Consider the following 13,561-nt stretch of genomic DNA (forward strand, 5'->3'; position numbering starts at 1 on the left):
GGGCAGCATTGTTATCTGGCGCGGCCTCGCGCGCCTAACCGATATCGCTGAGTGCATTTGTGGGTAATTGAAAGCCGCCGTGGGCCGTCTGGCGACAGGGGAATCGCTTGAAACTCAGCGCCAGGGCCGAGTTATTGCTCGGAAGAGGTAGTCGTCGTTCCAGGCGGCTGTTTTCTTTTTGATTTTGAGGCTGGCCTTATCGGGTATGTCCTTGATGAGGTTGAGAGCCGCGTGTTTGATCGTCGCCATGTTGGCGGGTCCGTTCTCGGTGCGAAGACGCATCAGGTCCAGGCCGCTTTGGCCGACGGCATAAGCGACGGCGACGCGGAATGCTCAGAGGCGATCCGGGACTTGGTCGAGACCGTCACCGTCTTTCGGGACGGCGCGCGTCCCGGCGGCGTCCAGGTCGAAATCTCCGGTCGCCTGACCGCCTTGCTCGGCGAGCAGGCGTTTCCCAATCGGGTCAAAGGAGTGTGGGGTAAGATGGTAGCGGAGGAGGGATTCGAACCCCCGACACAAGGATTATGATTCCTCTGCTCTAGCCGACTGAGCTACTCCGCCTCCATGACCGAATTCGGTCGGGCGTCGGCGATATAGTCAACCGCAGCCAAAAGTGTCAAGCCGTCCCAACTCCGCGAAAAGTCCGCGACCCGTGTGGGTCGTCGCCGGCGCGGGGCGGCGCAAGCGCTGCCGGGCGCGGGCGCGGAGATTCTCGAGGGAGGCGAGGGATCCGCTGAGCGGCGGCTCGGGTTCTGCGCCGCCGCTCGACATTCGGAGACAAGCGGCCTGATCGCGCCCTCGGCGCCCCTCGAGAATCGATCGGGGGCCGCTTCGGTGTTGACAGGCCCGTCGCTCGGCTGTCAGCTCGCGTCGCTTCCCGGCCGTCATCCGCGCCGGGGGCGTCGACCGCCGAAAGCCATGCTCCAGTCCTTGCCGGCGCGCGCGGCGCGCGCGCTCATCCTGCTCTATCGGCTCAGCCTGTCGGCGTTCGTCGGCCGCGACTGTCGCTATTTGCCGAGCTGCTCCGAATATGCCGATGAGGCCATCGGCCGACATGGCCTCTGGGCCGGCGGCTGGATGGGTTTCGCGCGCCTCTGCCGCTGCCGGCCGGGCGGCGGCGAGGGATATGATCCGGTCCCCGAAACGACGCCCGCGTCGGCGCATCCGCTCGCGCCCTGGCGTTATGGCGCGTGGCGGCGGCCGGCCGTCTGCGAGGCCGTCGAGCCCGATTGATCAGGAGCGCGCCATCAGCTCCACGGCGAGGCCGTAGATGCGCAGGCGGATCGGCTCGGGCAGCGCGCGCAAGGCCTCGAGATAGGTCTGGCCGAGGGCGCAGGTCTTCTTGTCGTCGAAGGGCGAATCGGGCGTCTTGCCGTCGAGCAGCGAGTCGATCTCCGGCTTGCGCAGCCCGCGCGCGGCGAGCGCCTTCTCGAGCGCGCGAAAATCCTCCTCGCTGGGAGCCGAGCGCTCGAGCTGGCTGGCCCGGCCGCTGGCGATCGCCTCGAGGCCGACCACCGCCATCTCGGCGGCGAGCGCGCGCCGCCGCGCGGCGAAGCTGTGGAAGTCTTGATCCACGCCGCCATAGAGAAACGCCGCGCACAGCTTCTCGTTCTCGGCGGAAATGGCGCGCAGCACGTCGAGCTGCAGATCGAAGACGCGGGAAAGGGCGACGGGCTCCGCCTTGGCGGCGAGCACGCCGCGCGCCTGGCGCAGCCGGCGCACCGATTCGGCGAGATAGAAATCGACGCTCGTCGTCTGCGCGCCCTCCGCCGCCCGTTCATCCGCGAAAGCCTCTATGGCGGCGGCGTAATCGGCCGGAAAGGCCTGACGCAGGCGCAAAAAAAACATCCGATATTCCTGCGCGGCGGCGATCGCCTGCTCGACGCGCGCGCGCGCCGCGAGGCGCGGGTCGACCGGCTCCGGCGCCGGGGCAACGTCGGCGATGGGGATTTCCGGCGCCGGCCCGGCGGCCTTCTTGCCGGGTCCGAGCGCCATCATCACCAGTCCGAGGCCGAGGCAGATCGCGACGATCGCGCCGGTCGCCAAAGCGAGCAGCCTTTCCAAGAACATGGTCGGTCTCTCGATAGCCCGCTCGGCGGGGAATGGGACTTAAGTCTTACGCAATCTACGAACCGAAAGGCTTTTTTAGCCTAATCCTGCGGGGCGGACAAAGGTCGGCGCGCCGCCGCGCCGCGCCACGAGGCTCGAGGCGCGCGCCTGCTTGGCGCGATAGGCGACGAGAAGGGCGATGTGCCGCGTGAGATCATAGGTCCAATGGCCGGCGCGGGCGCGCTCGGCGCGCAGCGCGCGCTCGAGCTCCCTCAGCACGGCGGCGGCCGCCTCCGGCGTCTCGGCGGCGATGGCGGCCGGAGTCAGGCGATGGAAAGAGCGCAGGAAATTCTCGCGGCGATAGGCGCTCGCCTTCTGGCGCAAGGCGATCTGCAGGCTTTCCCGCGCCGCGGCGCGCATACGCTCGGGCGCTCCGGGGCGGTCGGGCTTTCTCGATGTCGGGCGGGGCATGGCGGTCCTCCAACGCGCGAGCATGATCGAGGAGGGGGAACCGGGGATAAGTATTTTGTCCGTTGAATAGGATTAAATTCATGATATCGTCGCCGCAACCTCGGCCGAGGGCCGTGACCTTTCGAACAAGCGATTTGACGAGATGCGCGGCCGACGAAACGCTCCTGTCCGCTCTTCCGCGCTCTGCTCCGCCGCCGCGGCGGCCGCCTGCGGCGTCGCTCCCCGCGAATTGCGCGCGTCGACCCGCGGCCGCGCGCCCGTCGCCGCGGCGCGCCATCTCGCTCTCTATCTCGATCATGTCGCTTTCGGCGCGAGCCTTTCGGCCTGCGCGCGCGCCTTCGCGCGCGACCGCGCGAGCGTGCGCCACGCCTGCGCGCGCATAGAGGATCGCCGCGACGACGAAGATTTCGATCGCGCCGTCGCCGCGCTGGAACAAGCGCTCGGCGCGCAGAAACGGCTCCTCGAATCGCTCGCCCTTTCCTTCACCCTCGATCCGACAGGAGACGATTCATGAGCTTGAACCAGCGGCGAATGAACGAGGATTATGAGCGCCCGCTTCGTCGCCTCCTCGAGGCGATGAGCGAGCCCGGCGCCGAGGCGATGCCCGATCGGCTGGGCGGCGGCTCCGTCGTGATCGCGGCGCCGCGCAAGGGCGTCACCGTCGCGCGGGCGCGGCTTCCCGGAAAGATCGCCGCAGAGGCGGCGGCGCGAGGGCTCGCGCATTGGGAGGGTGTCGGAGAGGCGCGACGGCTTCGGCTGACGCAAGAGGGCCGCGCTCATTTGAAGCGCCTCGCCGCGCCCGCGCAGGCCGATCCGTTTCGCGCGCAGCACGGGGCTCTGACGCCGCGCGTCGTGGAGAAAGGCGCGCGTCCGACGCTCGTCGACGAGGGCGAGAGCCCGCTCGCCTGGCTCGCGCGCCGCAAGGACCGCGCCGGGCGCCCCTTTCTCGCGCCGGAGCAGATCGAAGCCGGCGAACGCTTTCGGCGCGATGTGACGCAGGCCAATATTCTCCAGCGCGTCACCGCCGATTGGGAGGCTTCGATCGGCTCCGCGCGCCAAGGGGGCGCCGGCGCCAATGTCGCCGATGTGGCGATCGACGCGCGCCGGCGCCTGGCGCGGGCGTTCGACGCGGTGGGGCCGGAGCTCGCCGGGCTGCTCACCGACGTCTGCGGCTATTTGAAAGGCCTCGAGCTCGTCGAGAGCGAACGCGGCTGGCCGCAGCGCTCCGCCAAAGTGGTGCTGAAAATCGCGCTGGAGCGCCTCGCGCAGCATTATGGTCTGGCGAGCGAGGCGCAGGGGCCGGAGCGCGCGCATCGCCTGCTGCATTGGGGAACCGAGGACTATCGTCCGCGCGTGTCCTGAGCCGAGGGAAACCGAGCGAAAGCGGCTCGGTTGACAGAGCAGCGCTTTCGGCGCATGAATTGCGTCATATTGCAATGCAATATGACGCGTCGCGCCGCGATGCGGTCGTCACTCTGATCGGGGAGTCGCCATGATGAAATTCATCATGTCTCATCGTTCCCCGGGCCGCGCCTAGAGAGTTCAGGCAATGAGCCCGGTTCTCAGAATTCCGGGCTGTCCTCTCTCGCGCGCCATCCGGCCGACCCCGTCGGTCCCGACGGCTCTCTCACGAAAGACTTTCCGGAACGAATAGCGACAAGGGCCCCGCGCCCCCCTCGCCATTCATCGTTTCTCCATACCAGGGATCGGGACGTTCGCGCGTCCCGCGCGATTCATGTCCGCCTATTTGACCACGTTGCGCTTCGCGCTCCGCTATTGGCTCCTCTCGCCGCGCCTGCTGGCCGCGATGCTCGTCGCGCGCCTTCTCTCCAATATCGTCGACGTCTTCGTTCCCGTGGCGTCCGGCCGCCTCGCCGATGTCGTCGCCGGCGAGCCGCGCGACCTCGGGACGGCGCTCGCCGCTCTCGCGGCGTTTCTCGGCACGGTGCTGCTGTTTCATTGCCTGCGCAATTTCGTCGCCTTCTCTGTCTGCCATGTCGCGGCTCACGCCATGGCGGCGCTGGTGCGCGACGCCTTCGCGCGTGTGCAGCGCTTCTCGGCCGATTGGCACGCCAACGCTTTCGCCGGCGCGACGGTGCGCAAGATCACGCGCGGCGTCTGGGCCTTCGATACGCTGACCGACACGCTCATCTTCGGCATGTTGCCGGCGGCGACGGTCATTGTCGCGATCACTTGCCTCTTGTCCTGGCGCTGGCCGCTGCTCGGCCTCGTCGTGACGATCGGCATATCGCTGTTTCTGGCGCTTGGCGTGGGCCTCTCGCTCGGCTGGATCAGCCCGGCCGCGCAGATCTCGCAGGCGCTCGACTCCACGGTGAGCGCGCGGCTCGCCGATTCGATCACCGGCAATCAGATCGTCAAAGGCTTCGCCGCCGAAGCGCGGGAGGACGAGAGCTTCGCGGCGCTCATCGCCGAATGGCGAAAACGCACGCTCGTCTCCTGGTATCGCGGCTCCACGGTCGGGCTGTTGCAGGCGATCGTGATGATCGCGATGCAGGCGGCGCTGCTCGGCTGTGGGCTCATGCTGTGGTCGCAGGGCGGCATGTCGACGGGCGATGTGGTGAGCCTCATCGGCATACAAGGGCTCATCAACGGCTATTTGCGCGACATTGGCGAGCATGTGCGCAATCTGCAGCGCGCCGTGAACGAGATGGAGGATGTCGTCGAATTCGCCGCGCAGGAGCCCGACGTCGTCGACGCCCCGGGCGCGACGCCGCTCGTCGTGAAGCGCGGCGAGATCGTCTTCGACGATGTGACCTTCGGCTATCCGAATGCGCGCAAGCCGCTCTATGAGAATTTCTCGCTGACGATCCGGCCCGGCGAGCGCGTCGGCCTCGTCGGCGCCTCGGGCGCCGGCAAGACCACCTTCGTCAAGCTGCTGCAACGCCAGTTCGATCTCGACAAGGGCCGCATTCTCATCGACGGGCGCGATATCGCCATGGCGACGCAGGCGTCGCTGCGGCGCGCGATCGGCATCGTCGCGCAGGAGCCGATCCTTTTCCACCGGCCGCTCGGCGAGAACATCGCTTACGGTCGGCCGGAAGCGGCGGCTTACGAGATCGCGGAGGCGGCGCGCCTCGCCCATGCCGACATTTTCATCGAGCGTCTGCCCGACGCTTATGAAACGCTCGTCGGCGAGCGCGGCGTGAAGCTCTCGGGCGGCGAGCGCCAGCGCGTGGCGATCGCGCGCGCGATTCTCGCCGCGACGCCGATTTTGGTGCTGGACGAGGCGACCTCCTCGCTCGACTCCGTCTCCGAATTCCACATTCGGGCGGCGATCGAGCAATTGTCGGCGGGACGCACGACGATCGTCGTCGCGCATCGTCTGTCGACGGTGCGGCGGCTCGACCGCATATTGGTGTTCGACCACGGCCGCATCGTCGAGGATGGCTCGCATGAGGAGCTGATGCGCCTTTCGGGCGGCGTCTATCGCCGTCTGTTCGAGACGCAGATCGGCGCGGGCGACACGCTGGAAGCGGCGATCGAGCGGGCGGGGTGAGACGCCAGCGACGGAAGGGCGCTCATCGCGAGCGGAGCGATCCAGGGGCCGGCCTTGCGGCTCTGGATCGCGTCGCTCCGCTCGCGATGACAGCCGCCTGATCAAACCCACAGGATCGGCGTGGCGTATCGCTCGAAGGCGCGGTCGTGGGTGACAATGGTCAGCTCGCGGCGTCGCGCCTGGGCGATGATCATGCGGTCGAAAGGATCGCCGTGATGCGGCGGAAGGCGCGCGGCCGCGACGGCGTCCTTCGCCTCGATCGACAGAAGCTCGCAGCGGAGCGCGGCGACCGCCTCCAGGAAGTCGAGATTTCCGGGCAATCGGCCGGAGGCCGACTTGATCTCGAACTCCCATACGGAAGCGACGCTCACGAAGAGCATCTGCTTTTCCGCGATCGTCTCGACCGCCTCGGGTGGAAGCCGCGGCTCGCCGAGCATCCACCACAACACGACATGGGTGTCGAGGATCAAGGACAGTCCTTCTCAGCCGAGGCGCCGAAGAACGCTTCTATATCGGCGTCCATCCGCTTCCACGCCTCCCATCCGGGCCAGGCGGCCCGACCCGCCCATGCGCCGATGATCGCCTTGCGGTCGAATTCAGCCGGCGCAGGCTCGACCGCGACGATTTTGACGAGCGGCTTGCCGGCCTTGGCGATGACGACCTCCTCACCTCGCAAAGCCGCATCGATCAGCTTCGAAAGGTTCGTCTTGGCCGCATGGATGTTGGTGACGGACATATAATAAACATAGCATCCGAGCGGCGCATTGTCTAGCTAGGTTAGCTAATACAGGTCAAGCGTCGGTTCCGCCGTCGCCGCCGCCCCAGTCGCTTCCCCCGGAGCCGGAGCTACGCTCGGAGCCGCCGATCGGCCACGACACGCCGACGCCGCCGCCCGACGAGGGCATGCGCGAGGCGATCGCGCCGGCGAGGCGCGAGAAGGGCATGGATTGCAGCCACACATGGCCCGGCCCGACGAGCCGCGCGAAGAAGAAGCCCTCGCCGCCGAAGAACATGGATTTGACGCCGCCGACCGGCACGACGTCGAAGGAGATGCCCGCGGTCTGCGCGACGAGACAGCCCGAATCGACATGCAGCTCCTCGCCCGGCGCGAGCTCGCGCTCGACCACCGTGCCGCCCGCGTGGACGAAGACGATTCCGTCGCCCGAAAGGCGCTGCATGATGAAGCCTTCGCCGCCGAAAAGGCCGGTCATGATCTTCTTCTGGAAGGCGATGTCTATGGCGACCCCGAGCGCGCCGGCAAGAAAAGTGTCGCGCTGGCACATGAGCTCGCCGCCATATTGCGAAAGCTGCAGCGGCAGAATTTTGCCCGGATAGGGCGCGGCGAAAGCGACCTGCGCGGGGCCGTAGCCATTGTTGGCGAAACGCGTCATGAACAAGGTGGAGCCGGAGAGCGCGCGCTTGGCGCCGCGCCAGAGCTTGCCGAGGAGGCCGCTGTCCTGATCGGCGCCGTCGCCGAAGATCGTCTCCATGGCGACCGCGCCGTCCTTGAACATCATGGCGCCGGCTTCGGCGATGCAGGCCTGGCCGGGATCGAGGGCCATCTCGACGAATTGCATCTCATGGCCTTTGACCTCGAAGCGCAGCGCCTCTGCGGGCTCCGAGCGCGCCGGCTCCGCCGAAACCGAGGGCACGGATTGGTAAGGCCCCAGAATACCGCCGCCGCCGAGAAAACCGCCGCCGTCGTTCGAGCTCATGCTGCCCCCTCATCGAGTTGCGACGCTGGAGCTTGCCAGACATTCGCGACCTTTTCAAAGCAAGGGCGCTCTCCTTCTCCCACTCGTGGGAGACGGTGGCCCGCGCAGCGAGGTCGGATGAGGGCGGCTGAGGTTTGCATAGCGGACAGAGGTTTCGAGATCGTCGCCGCGGCTCGAACCCTCATCCGACCCTCGCTGACGCGAGGGCCACCGTCTCCCGCGAGCGGGAGAAGGAAGCGCGCGGCGCGATTACGCTATAGCGGCCGTCTTGCCGCGCGCGCGCTTGCGCTCGTTCGGATCGAGGAAGGTCTTGCGCAGGCGGATCGACTTCGGCGTCACCTCGACGAGCTCGTCGTCCTCTATATAGGCGAGCGCCTTCTCCAGCGTCATCTTGATCGGCGGCGTCAGGCGCACGGCCTCGTCCTTGCCGGCGGCGCGGATGTTGGTGAGCTGCTTGCCCTTCAGCACATTGATCTCGAGGTCGTTGTCGCGCGTGTGCTCGCCGACGATCATGCCGCGATAGACCTTCCAGCCCGGCTCGATCATCATCGGGCCGCGATCCTCGAGCTTCCACATGGCGTAGGCGACCGCCTCGCCCTGCTCATTGGAGATCAGCACGCCATTGCGGCGGCCGGCGATCTCGCCCTTGTGCGGCGCATAGGCATGGAACAGGCGGTTCATGATCGCCGTGCCGCGCGTGTCGGTCAGCAATTCGCCCTGATAGCCGATGAGGCCGCGCGTCGGCGCATGGAAGACGAGACGCAGGCGATTGCCGCCCGAGGGGCGCATTTCGATCATCTCGGCCTTGCGCTCGGACATTTTCTGCACGACGACGCCGGAATGCTCCTCGTCGACGTCGATGACGACCTCCTCGATCGGCTCCAGCGCGTCCCCGGCCTCGTCCTTCTGAAACACGACCTTGGGACGCGAGACGCCGAGCTCGAAGCCCTCGCGGCGCATCGTCTCGATCAGAATGGCGAGCTGCAATTCGCCGCGGCCGGAGACGATGAAGGATTCGCCGCCGGGCGAATCTTCCACGCGCAACGCGACATTGCCTTCCGCCTCCTTGAAGAGACGGGCGCGGATCATGCGGCTCGTGACCTTGTCGCCCTCGGTTCCCGCCAGCGGGGAATCATTGACGAGGAAGGTCATGGACAGCGTCGGCGGATCAATCGGCTGCGCCTGCAGTGGCTCGCTCACCTCGAGCGCGCAGAGCGTGTCGGCGACGTTATATTTCTCGAGGCCCGCTATGGCGACGATGTCGCCGGCCTCCGCCTCGTCGATCGGCTGGCGCTCGATGCCGCGGAAGGCGAGAATCTTCGAGACGCGGCCCTGCTCGACGACCTTGCCAGCGCGGTCGAGCACCTTCACCGCCTGATTGGGCTTCACGCTGCCGGCGAAGACGCGGCCGGTGATGATGCGGCCGAGATAGGGATTGGCCTCGAGCAGCGTGCCGAGCATACGGAAGCCGCCCTCCTCGATCTTGGGCTCGGGCACATGCTTGACAACGAGATCGAACAGCGGCGCCATGCCGTCCTGGGGGCCGGTGGGCTCCTCGGCCATCCAGCCCTGCTTGGCCGAGCCGTAGATGATCGGGAAGTCGAGCTGCTCGTCGGTGGCGTCCAGCGCTGCGAAAAGATCGAACACCTCATTGACGACCTCGCTGATGCGGGCGTCGGGCTTGTCGACCTTATTGATGCAGACGATCGGCTTGAGGCCGATCTTCAGCGCCTTGCCGACGACGAATTTCGTCTGCGGCATCGGCCCCTCGGCCGCGTCCACCAGCACGATGGCGCCGTCCACCATGGAGAGGATGCGCTCCACCTCGCCGCCGAAATCGGCATGGCCGGGGGTGTCGACGATATTGATGCGCGTGTCCTTCCAGGCGATGGAGGTCGCCTTGGCCATGATGGTGATGCCGCGCTCTTTCTCGAGATCGTTGCTGTCCATCACCCGCTCGGCGACGCGCTGATTCTCGCGAAAGGCGCCCGATTGCTGGAGCAGCCGGTCGACGAGCGTCGTCTTGCCGTGGTCGACGTGGGCGATGATGGCGATGTTGCGCAGCTTCATGGGATTAGAGCCGATCGGTTCGCGGGCGAAGCGCGACCCGGCGCTCCTTTCAGGGCGCGAGGCAGGCCGCAGCTTTTTGCAGTGCGGCATCTCATACAGGAGCGCGGCGCGAATGGGAAGCGTGACGGGAGGGCGCGCAATGATTCACCCGCAGGACCGGCTCACTCCGCCGCCGGAACCTCGCGCAGCCCCGGAAAGGCGGTCACCTCCCCCCTCGCCTCGCAGAGCGCGCGGCGACGCGCTTGGATGGCGAAACGCGCCTGGTCCAGCGCCAGCGACACCACATGCAGCGCGGTCCCGTCCATATTGCGCAGCCTCAGGTCCGCGACGGAGCTGACCAGCGCCTGGTCCAGCTCGCGCTCATAGCCGTCGAGCTCGGCGATATCCTGCGCGACGCGGGCGGCGGGCGGGATCTGGAGCAGGCGCTCGATCAGCTTCTCGGAACGCTCATGTGTCTTCGTCCGCATGCGGCTCGCGAGCGCCGCGGCGGCCGAGCCGACGAGCGACATCAGCATCGCGCCGAGATAGAAGAAGTCGCTGTATTTATCGAAGAATCCGTGCTCGTTGCCGTCGATGAAGTCGATCGCGCCCTGATGCGCCGGCACGGCCGAATTCTTGTCGGTGGACGGCGCCTCGATATAATTGGCGAGCGGCGCGAGCGCGGCGATCGTCGATCGATGGACCAGGAATTGGCGCGTCGCCTCGCCGGCCGCGCTCGCCGGTATGGAGCCCCGCCCGACCAGCATCACGGCGACGCTCGTGGTCTCGACCGCCTGAATCGGACGCGGCGGGTCGCCGCCGAAGGCGCCATGGACGATCTCGACGGCATCGAGCGTCGGATAGCGCTTGGCGATGGCCTTGGCCTCCGCCACGGGGAGGAAGACGGGCGGCTTGCCGCCGACGGCGAGCTGATGGAGCACCTCGCTCGCCGGGCCGATCTGGGGAATCGTCACCAGAAAGACCGCATCGATCTTGCGGGCGCGCAGCGCCGCCTCGACCTCGGCGGGCTGGAGCATGACTGTCGTGACGCTCTGCTCGTGAATTTCATATTGGGCCAGGATCGTCTCGAGCAGGCGGACATTGCCGCGCGCGCCGGCGATCTCCTGGACGACGCCGATCCTCTTGCCGCGCAGATCGGCGACGCGCTTGATCTTGGAGCCCCCCGGCGCGACGAGCACGGCGGCGTTGCGGTGCAGGACGACGAGCGCCTGCGCCGAGGGCGGCAGCGCGTCGCTGCGCGCCACGGCGAGCTCGGCCGAGCCCTGCCCGAGCGCCGCCGCGGCCGCCGCGGTGTCGGCGACCGGCACGACCTTCAGCCGCACCGGCTCGTGATGATGGGAGAAGACCTGCGCCGCCGCAGTGAGCAGGCGCAAATCCTGCGTCCCTTGCGCGACCGCGACGCGCAGCTCCGCCGGCCGGTTGTAGAGATAGAGGGCCGTCGCCGCCCCGCCGACGAGGACGAGGCAGGCGATCAGGACCGCCAGAACGGTTCGCAGCATAGGATCAGCCTCGGTTGCGAAGCCGAATGTGCTCATATAGTGCGACCAATTCTCGTTTTCACCGCGGCGAAGTCGTGGAGCCTGGAGCATTTCCGTTCGAAAATGCTCCATTTTCGTCCTGAGCGAATTCTGATCGCTCGAACGTTTCCATTCGAGCGAAAAGCAGCTCTAAGACTTTTCCTTCGCGCCGCGGGCGCTGCGCTTGGCGAGCGTGCGCAGGCGTAGCGCATTGAGCTTGATGAAGCCCTCGGCGTCGCGGTGGTCATAGGCGACCGCGCCCTCCTCGAAGGTGACGAGCTCCTTGTCGTAGAGCGAATAGGGGCTCTCTCTGCCGACGACATGGGCGCTCCCCTTGTAGAGCTTCAGCCGCACGCGGCCGGTGACCAGCTCCTGGCTCTTGTCGATCAGCGCCTGCAGCATCTCGCGCTCGGGCGCGAACCAGAAGCCGTTGTAGATCAGCTCCGCATAGCGCGGCATCAGCTCGTCCTTGAGATGCGCCGCGCCGCGGTCGAGCGTCACGCTCTCTATGCCGCGATGGGCGACGAGCAGAATGGCTCCGCCGGGCGTCTCGTACATGCCGCGCGATTTGATGCCGACGAAGCGGTTCTCGACGAGATCGAGCCGGCCCACGCCATGGGCGCGGCCGAGCTCGTTGAGCCGGGTCAGCAGCGCCGCCGGCGAGAGCGCCACGCCGTCCACGGCGACGGCGTCGCCTTTCTCGAAGTCGATCGTCACATATTGCGCGACGTCCGGCGCCTTCTCCGGATCGATGGTGCGGGAGCAGACGTAGTCGGGCGCCTCTTCCGCCGGGTCCTCGAGCACCTTGCCCTCGGAGGAGGTGTGCAGGAGATTGGCGTCGACCGAGAAAGGCGCCTCGCCGCGCTTGTCCTTGGCGATCGGAATCTGGTTCTTCTCGGCGAAATCGATGAGCGCGGTGCGGGAGGTGAGGTCCCACTCGCGCCAGGGGGCGATGACGTTTATGTCCGGCTCCAGCGCGTAATAGCCGAGCTCGAAGCGCACCTGGTCATTGCCCTTGCCGGTCGCGCCATGGCAGACGGCGTCGGCGCCGAGCTTCCTCGCGATCTCGATCTGCTTCTTGGCGATGAGCGGCCGGGCGATCGAGGTTCCGAGCAGATAGAGCCCCTCATATTGGGCGTTGGCGCGGAACATGGGGAAGACGAAGTCGCGGACGAACTCCTCGCGCAGATCCTCGATGAAAATATGCTCGGGCTTGACGCCGAGCAGCTCGGCCTTGGCGCGGGCGGGCTCCAATTCCTCGCCCTGGCCGAGGTCGGCGGTGAAGGTCACCACCTCGCAGCCATAGGTCGTCTGCAGCCATTTGAGGATGATCGAGGTGTCGAGGCCGCCGGAATAGGCGAGAACGACGCGTTTGATGTCTTTCTTGGAGCGGGTCATTCGAGAATCTTCTTTCGGCGCCGCCTCGCGCGGGCGCAGGTCACACTTCGCATGTCGCGCCGCGACTATAGAGACGCGCCGCCCGCGCGCAAGCCGGAGCGCGCCGTGAGCAGAGCGGATCGGGTGAAGGTTTCCTCATCCTGAGGAGGCGGCGCAGCCGCCGTCTCGAAGGACGAGGAAACCTTCATGCGCCGCCTTCTGGAACTCGCCCTCGTGCTTTTAAGACGGCTCCTGCGGAGCCTCCTCAGCATGAGGGCGAGGGTCGCCGTCCTTCCCCGATCAGCCCGGCGCCGTTAGCCATCGGTCTCGTCATCGCCGTCCCGGCGCGCTACAATGGATCATGAGCACGAAGCGAGTCGCGCCGCGGGCGGCGGCGCGGGGCCTCACGCCGGCGCGCCGCGCCGCGCTGGATATTCTCACCAAGGCAAATCGGCCGGTCGGCGCCTATGAGATGATCGATCTTCTCGCCGACGAGAAGGGAAAACGGCCGGCGCCGATTTCCGTGTACCGGGCGCTCGGCTATCTGCTCGATCAGGGCCTCGCCCATCGGCTGGCGTCCCGCAACGCCTTCGTGGTCTGCGGTCACTCCCATGAGGCGGGCGAGCCGGTGATCTTCCTCATCTGTGACGAATGCGGCGAAGTGAGCGAGGCGACCTGCCCCGAGCTGACTCGCGGCCTCGCCGCCCTCACCGCCTCGGCCGGCTTCGAGCCGCGAACGCGCGTCGTCGAGATCGCAGGGCTTTGCGGGCGCTGCGCCGCAGCGCCGGGAAAGGACGGCCGAGGCGCTCTCGTCGAGTGACTTGCCGAGTGACTTGCCGAGTGAC

The 13,561-nt window shown here is 67.2% G+C and carries 14 protein-coding genes and 1 tRNA gene; 5 read left to right on the forward strand and 10 right to left on the reverse strand.

Going from position 1 to position 13,561, the window contains the following annotated elements; translation table 11 throughout:
* Positions 1 to 114 precede the first annotated feature (114 nt).
* Both Mspo_RS20090 and Mspo_RS11860 read right to left on the reverse strand, forming a co-directional pair.
* Positions 115 to 249, reverse strand: a complete 135-nt coding sequence (locus Mspo_RS20090; protein ID WP_256366355.1) for a hypothetical protein — start codon at positions 247 to 249, stop codon at positions 115 to 117.
* A 235-nt stretch (positions 250 to 484) separates the two neighbouring features.
* Positions 485 to 561 (reverse strand) — tRNA-Met (locus tag Mspo_RS11860).
* Positions 562 to 918: 357 nt separating this feature from the next.
* On the opposite strand from Mspo_RS11860, the gene yidD reads away from it, so the two are divergent.
* The gene (gene yidD / locus Mspo_RS11865; RefSeq protein ID WP_159730011.1) at positions 919 to 1,233 is read left to right on the forward strand and encodes a membrane protein insertion efficiency factor YidD; all 315 of its coding nucleotides are present in this window, start codon (positions 919 to 921) and stop codon (positions 1,231 to 1,233) included.
* Here yidD and Mspo_RS11870 read toward each other — a convergent pair whose 3' ends face one another.
* A complete protein-coding gene (locus tag Mspo_RS11870; protein ID WP_159730013.1) occupies positions 1,234 to 2,070 on the reverse strand; it encodes a hypothetical protein in 837 nt (278 codons plus the stop codon).
* 75 nt (positions 2,071 to 2,145) lie between these two features.
* A complete protein-coding gene (locus Mspo_RS11875; protein WP_244613377.1) occupies positions 2,146 to 2,520 on the reverse strand; it encodes a hypothetical protein in 375 nt (124 codons plus the stop codon).
* A gap of 142 nt (positions 2,521 to 2,662) precedes the next feature.
* On the opposite strand from Mspo_RS11875, the gene Mspo_RS11880 reads away from it, so the two are divergent.
* The 3 genes from Mspo_RS11880 to Mspo_RS11890 all read left to right on the forward strand — a co-directional run bounded on the left by Mspo_RS11880 (position 2,663) and on the right by Mspo_RS11890 (position 6,037).
* On the forward strand, positions 2,663 to 3,034 hold the full coding sequence (locus tag Mspo_RS11880; protein ID WP_159730015.1) for a helix-turn-helix domain-containing protein: 372 nt from the start codon (positions 2,663 to 2,665) through the stop codon (positions 3,032 to 3,034).
* Positions 3,031 to 3,882 (forward strand): DUF6456 domain-containing protein, encoded by an 852-nt coding sequence (locus Mspo_RS11885; protein ID WP_159730017.1) that lies wholly within the window; start codon positions 3,031 to 3,033, stop codon positions 3,880 to 3,882. The genes Mspo_RS11880 and Mspo_RS11885 overlap by 4 nt, the downstream gene beginning before the upstream one ends.
* A 373-nt stretch (positions 3,883 to 4,255) precedes the next feature.
* Positions 4,256 to 6,037, forward strand: coding sequence for an ABC transporter ATP-binding protein (locus tag Mspo_RS11890; RefSeq protein ID WP_159730019.1), 1,782 nt, complete (start codon positions 4,256 to 4,258; stop codon positions 6,035 to 6,037).
* 101 nt (positions 6,038 to 6,138) lie between these two features.
* Here Mspo_RS11890 and Mspo_RS11895 read toward each other — a convergent pair whose 3' ends face one another.
* The 6 genes from Mspo_RS11895 to Mspo_RS11920 all read right to left on the reverse strand — a co-directional run bounded on the left by Mspo_RS11895 (position 6,139) and on the right by Mspo_RS11920 (position 12,737).
* Positions 6,139 to 6,507 (reverse strand): type II toxin-antitoxin system VapC family toxin, encoded by a 369-nt coding sequence (locus Mspo_RS11895; RefSeq protein ID WP_159730021.1) that lies wholly within the window; start codon positions 6,505 to 6,507, stop codon positions 6,139 to 6,141.
* The gene (locus Mspo_RS11900; RefSeq protein ID WP_159730023.1) at positions 6,504 to 6,773 is read right to left on the reverse strand and encodes a type II toxin-antitoxin system Phd/YefM family antitoxin; all 270 of its coding nucleotides are present in this window, start codon (positions 6,771 to 6,773) and stop codon (positions 6,504 to 6,506) included. The genes Mspo_RS11895 and Mspo_RS11900 overlap by 4 nt, the downstream gene beginning before the upstream one ends.
* 55 nt (positions 6,774 to 6,828) lie before the next feature.
* The gene (locus Mspo_RS11905; RefSeq protein ID WP_159730025.1) at positions 6,829 to 7,752 is read right to left on the reverse strand and encodes a TIGR00266 family protein; all 924 of its coding nucleotides are present in this window, start codon (positions 7,750 to 7,752) and stop codon (positions 6,829 to 6,831) included.
* A 249-nt stretch (positions 7,753 to 8,001) separates the two neighbouring features.
* A complete protein-coding gene (gene typA, locus Mspo_RS11910) occupies positions 8,002 to 9,822 on the reverse strand; it encodes a translational GTPase TypA (RefSeq protein WP_159730027.1) in 1,821 nt (606 codons plus the stop codon).
* 161 nt (positions 9,823 to 9,983) lie between these two features.
* Complete coding sequence (locus tag Mspo_RS11915; RefSeq protein ID WP_244613379.1) at positions 9,984 to 11,321, reverse strand: TAXI family TRAP transporter solute-binding subunit; 1,338 nt, start codon at positions 11,319 to 11,321, stop codon at positions 9,984 to 9,986.
* Positions 11,322 to 11,489: 168 nt separating this feature from the next.
* Positions 11,490 to 12,737: an argininosuccinate synthase gene (locus Mspo_RS11920; RefSeq protein ID WP_159730031.1), complete on the reverse strand. Its 1,248-nt coding sequence runs from the start codon at positions 12,735 to 12,737 to the stop codon at positions 11,490 to 11,492.
* 340 nt (positions 12,738 to 13,077) lie between these two features.
* Between Mspo_RS11920 and Mspo_RS11925 the strand changes: the two genes are divergently transcribed.
* Entirely contained in the window at positions 13,078 to 13,536 is a 459-nt protein-coding gene (locus tag Mspo_RS11925) for a Fur family transcriptional regulator (protein WP_159730033.1), read from the forward strand.
* Positions 13,537 to 13,561 lie beyond the last annotated feature (25 nt).

The sequence above is a fragment of the Methylosinus sp. Ce-a6 genome, from assembly GCF_009811655.1.
Classification (GTDB): Bacteria; Pseudomonadota; Alphaproteobacteria; order Rhizobiales; family Beijerinckiaceae; genus Methylosinus.

Excerpts from the sequence above, each read along its gene's own strand:
- Mspo_RS11900 (WP_159730023.1), bottom strand. The coding sequence starts at position 6,773 with ATGTCCGTCACCAACATCCATGCGGCCAAGACGAACCTTTCGAAGCTG.
- typA (WP_159730027.1), bottom strand. The coding sequence starts at position 9,822 with ATGAAGCTGCGCAACATCGCCATCATCGCCCACGTCGACCACGGCAAG.
- Mspo_RS11890 (WP_159730019.1), top strand. The coding sequence starts at position 4,256 with ATGTCCGCCTATTTGACCACGTTGCGCTTCGCGCTCCGCTATTGGCTC.
- Mspo_RS11880 (WP_159730015.1), top strand. The coding sequence starts at position 2,663 with ATGCGCGGCCGACGAAACGCTCCTGTCCGCTCTTCCGCGCTCTGCTCC.
- Mspo_RS11920 (WP_159730031.1), bottom strand. The coding sequence starts at position 12,737 with ATGACCCGCTCCAAGAAAGACATCAAACGCGTCGTTCTCGCCTATTCC.
- Mspo_RS11915 (WP_244613379.1), bottom strand. The coding sequence starts at position 11,321 with ATGCTGCGAACCGTTCTGGCGGTCCTGATCGCCTGCCTCGTCCTCGTC.
- Mspo_RS11870 (WP_159730013.1), bottom strand. The coding sequence starts at position 2,070 with ATGTTCTTGGAAAGGCTGCTCGCTTTGGCGACCGGCGCGATCGTCGCG.
- Mspo_RS11875 (WP_244613377.1), bottom strand. The coding sequence starts at position 2,520 with ATGCCCCGCCCGACATCGAGAAAGCCCGACCGCCCCGGAGCGCCCGAG.
- yidD (WP_159730011.1), top strand. The coding sequence starts at position 919 with ATGCTCCAGTCCTTGCCGGCGCGCGCGGCGCGCGCGCTCATCCTGCTC.
- Mspo_RS11885 (WP_159730017.1), top strand. The coding sequence starts at position 3,031 with ATGAGCTTGAACCAGCGGCGAATGAACGAGGATTATGAGCGCCCGCTT.
- Mspo_RS20090 (WP_256366355.1), bottom strand. The coding sequence starts at position 249 with ATGGCGACGATCAAACACGCGGCTCTCAACCTCATCAAGGACATACCC.
- Mspo_RS11905 (WP_159730025.1), bottom strand. The coding sequence starts at position 7,752 with ATGAGCTCGAACGACGGCGGCGGTTTTCTCGGCGGCGGCGGTATTCTG.
- Mspo_RS11925 (WP_159730033.1), top strand. The coding sequence starts at position 13,078 with ATGAGCACGAAGCGAGTCGCGCCGCGGGCGGCGGCGCGGGGCCTCACG.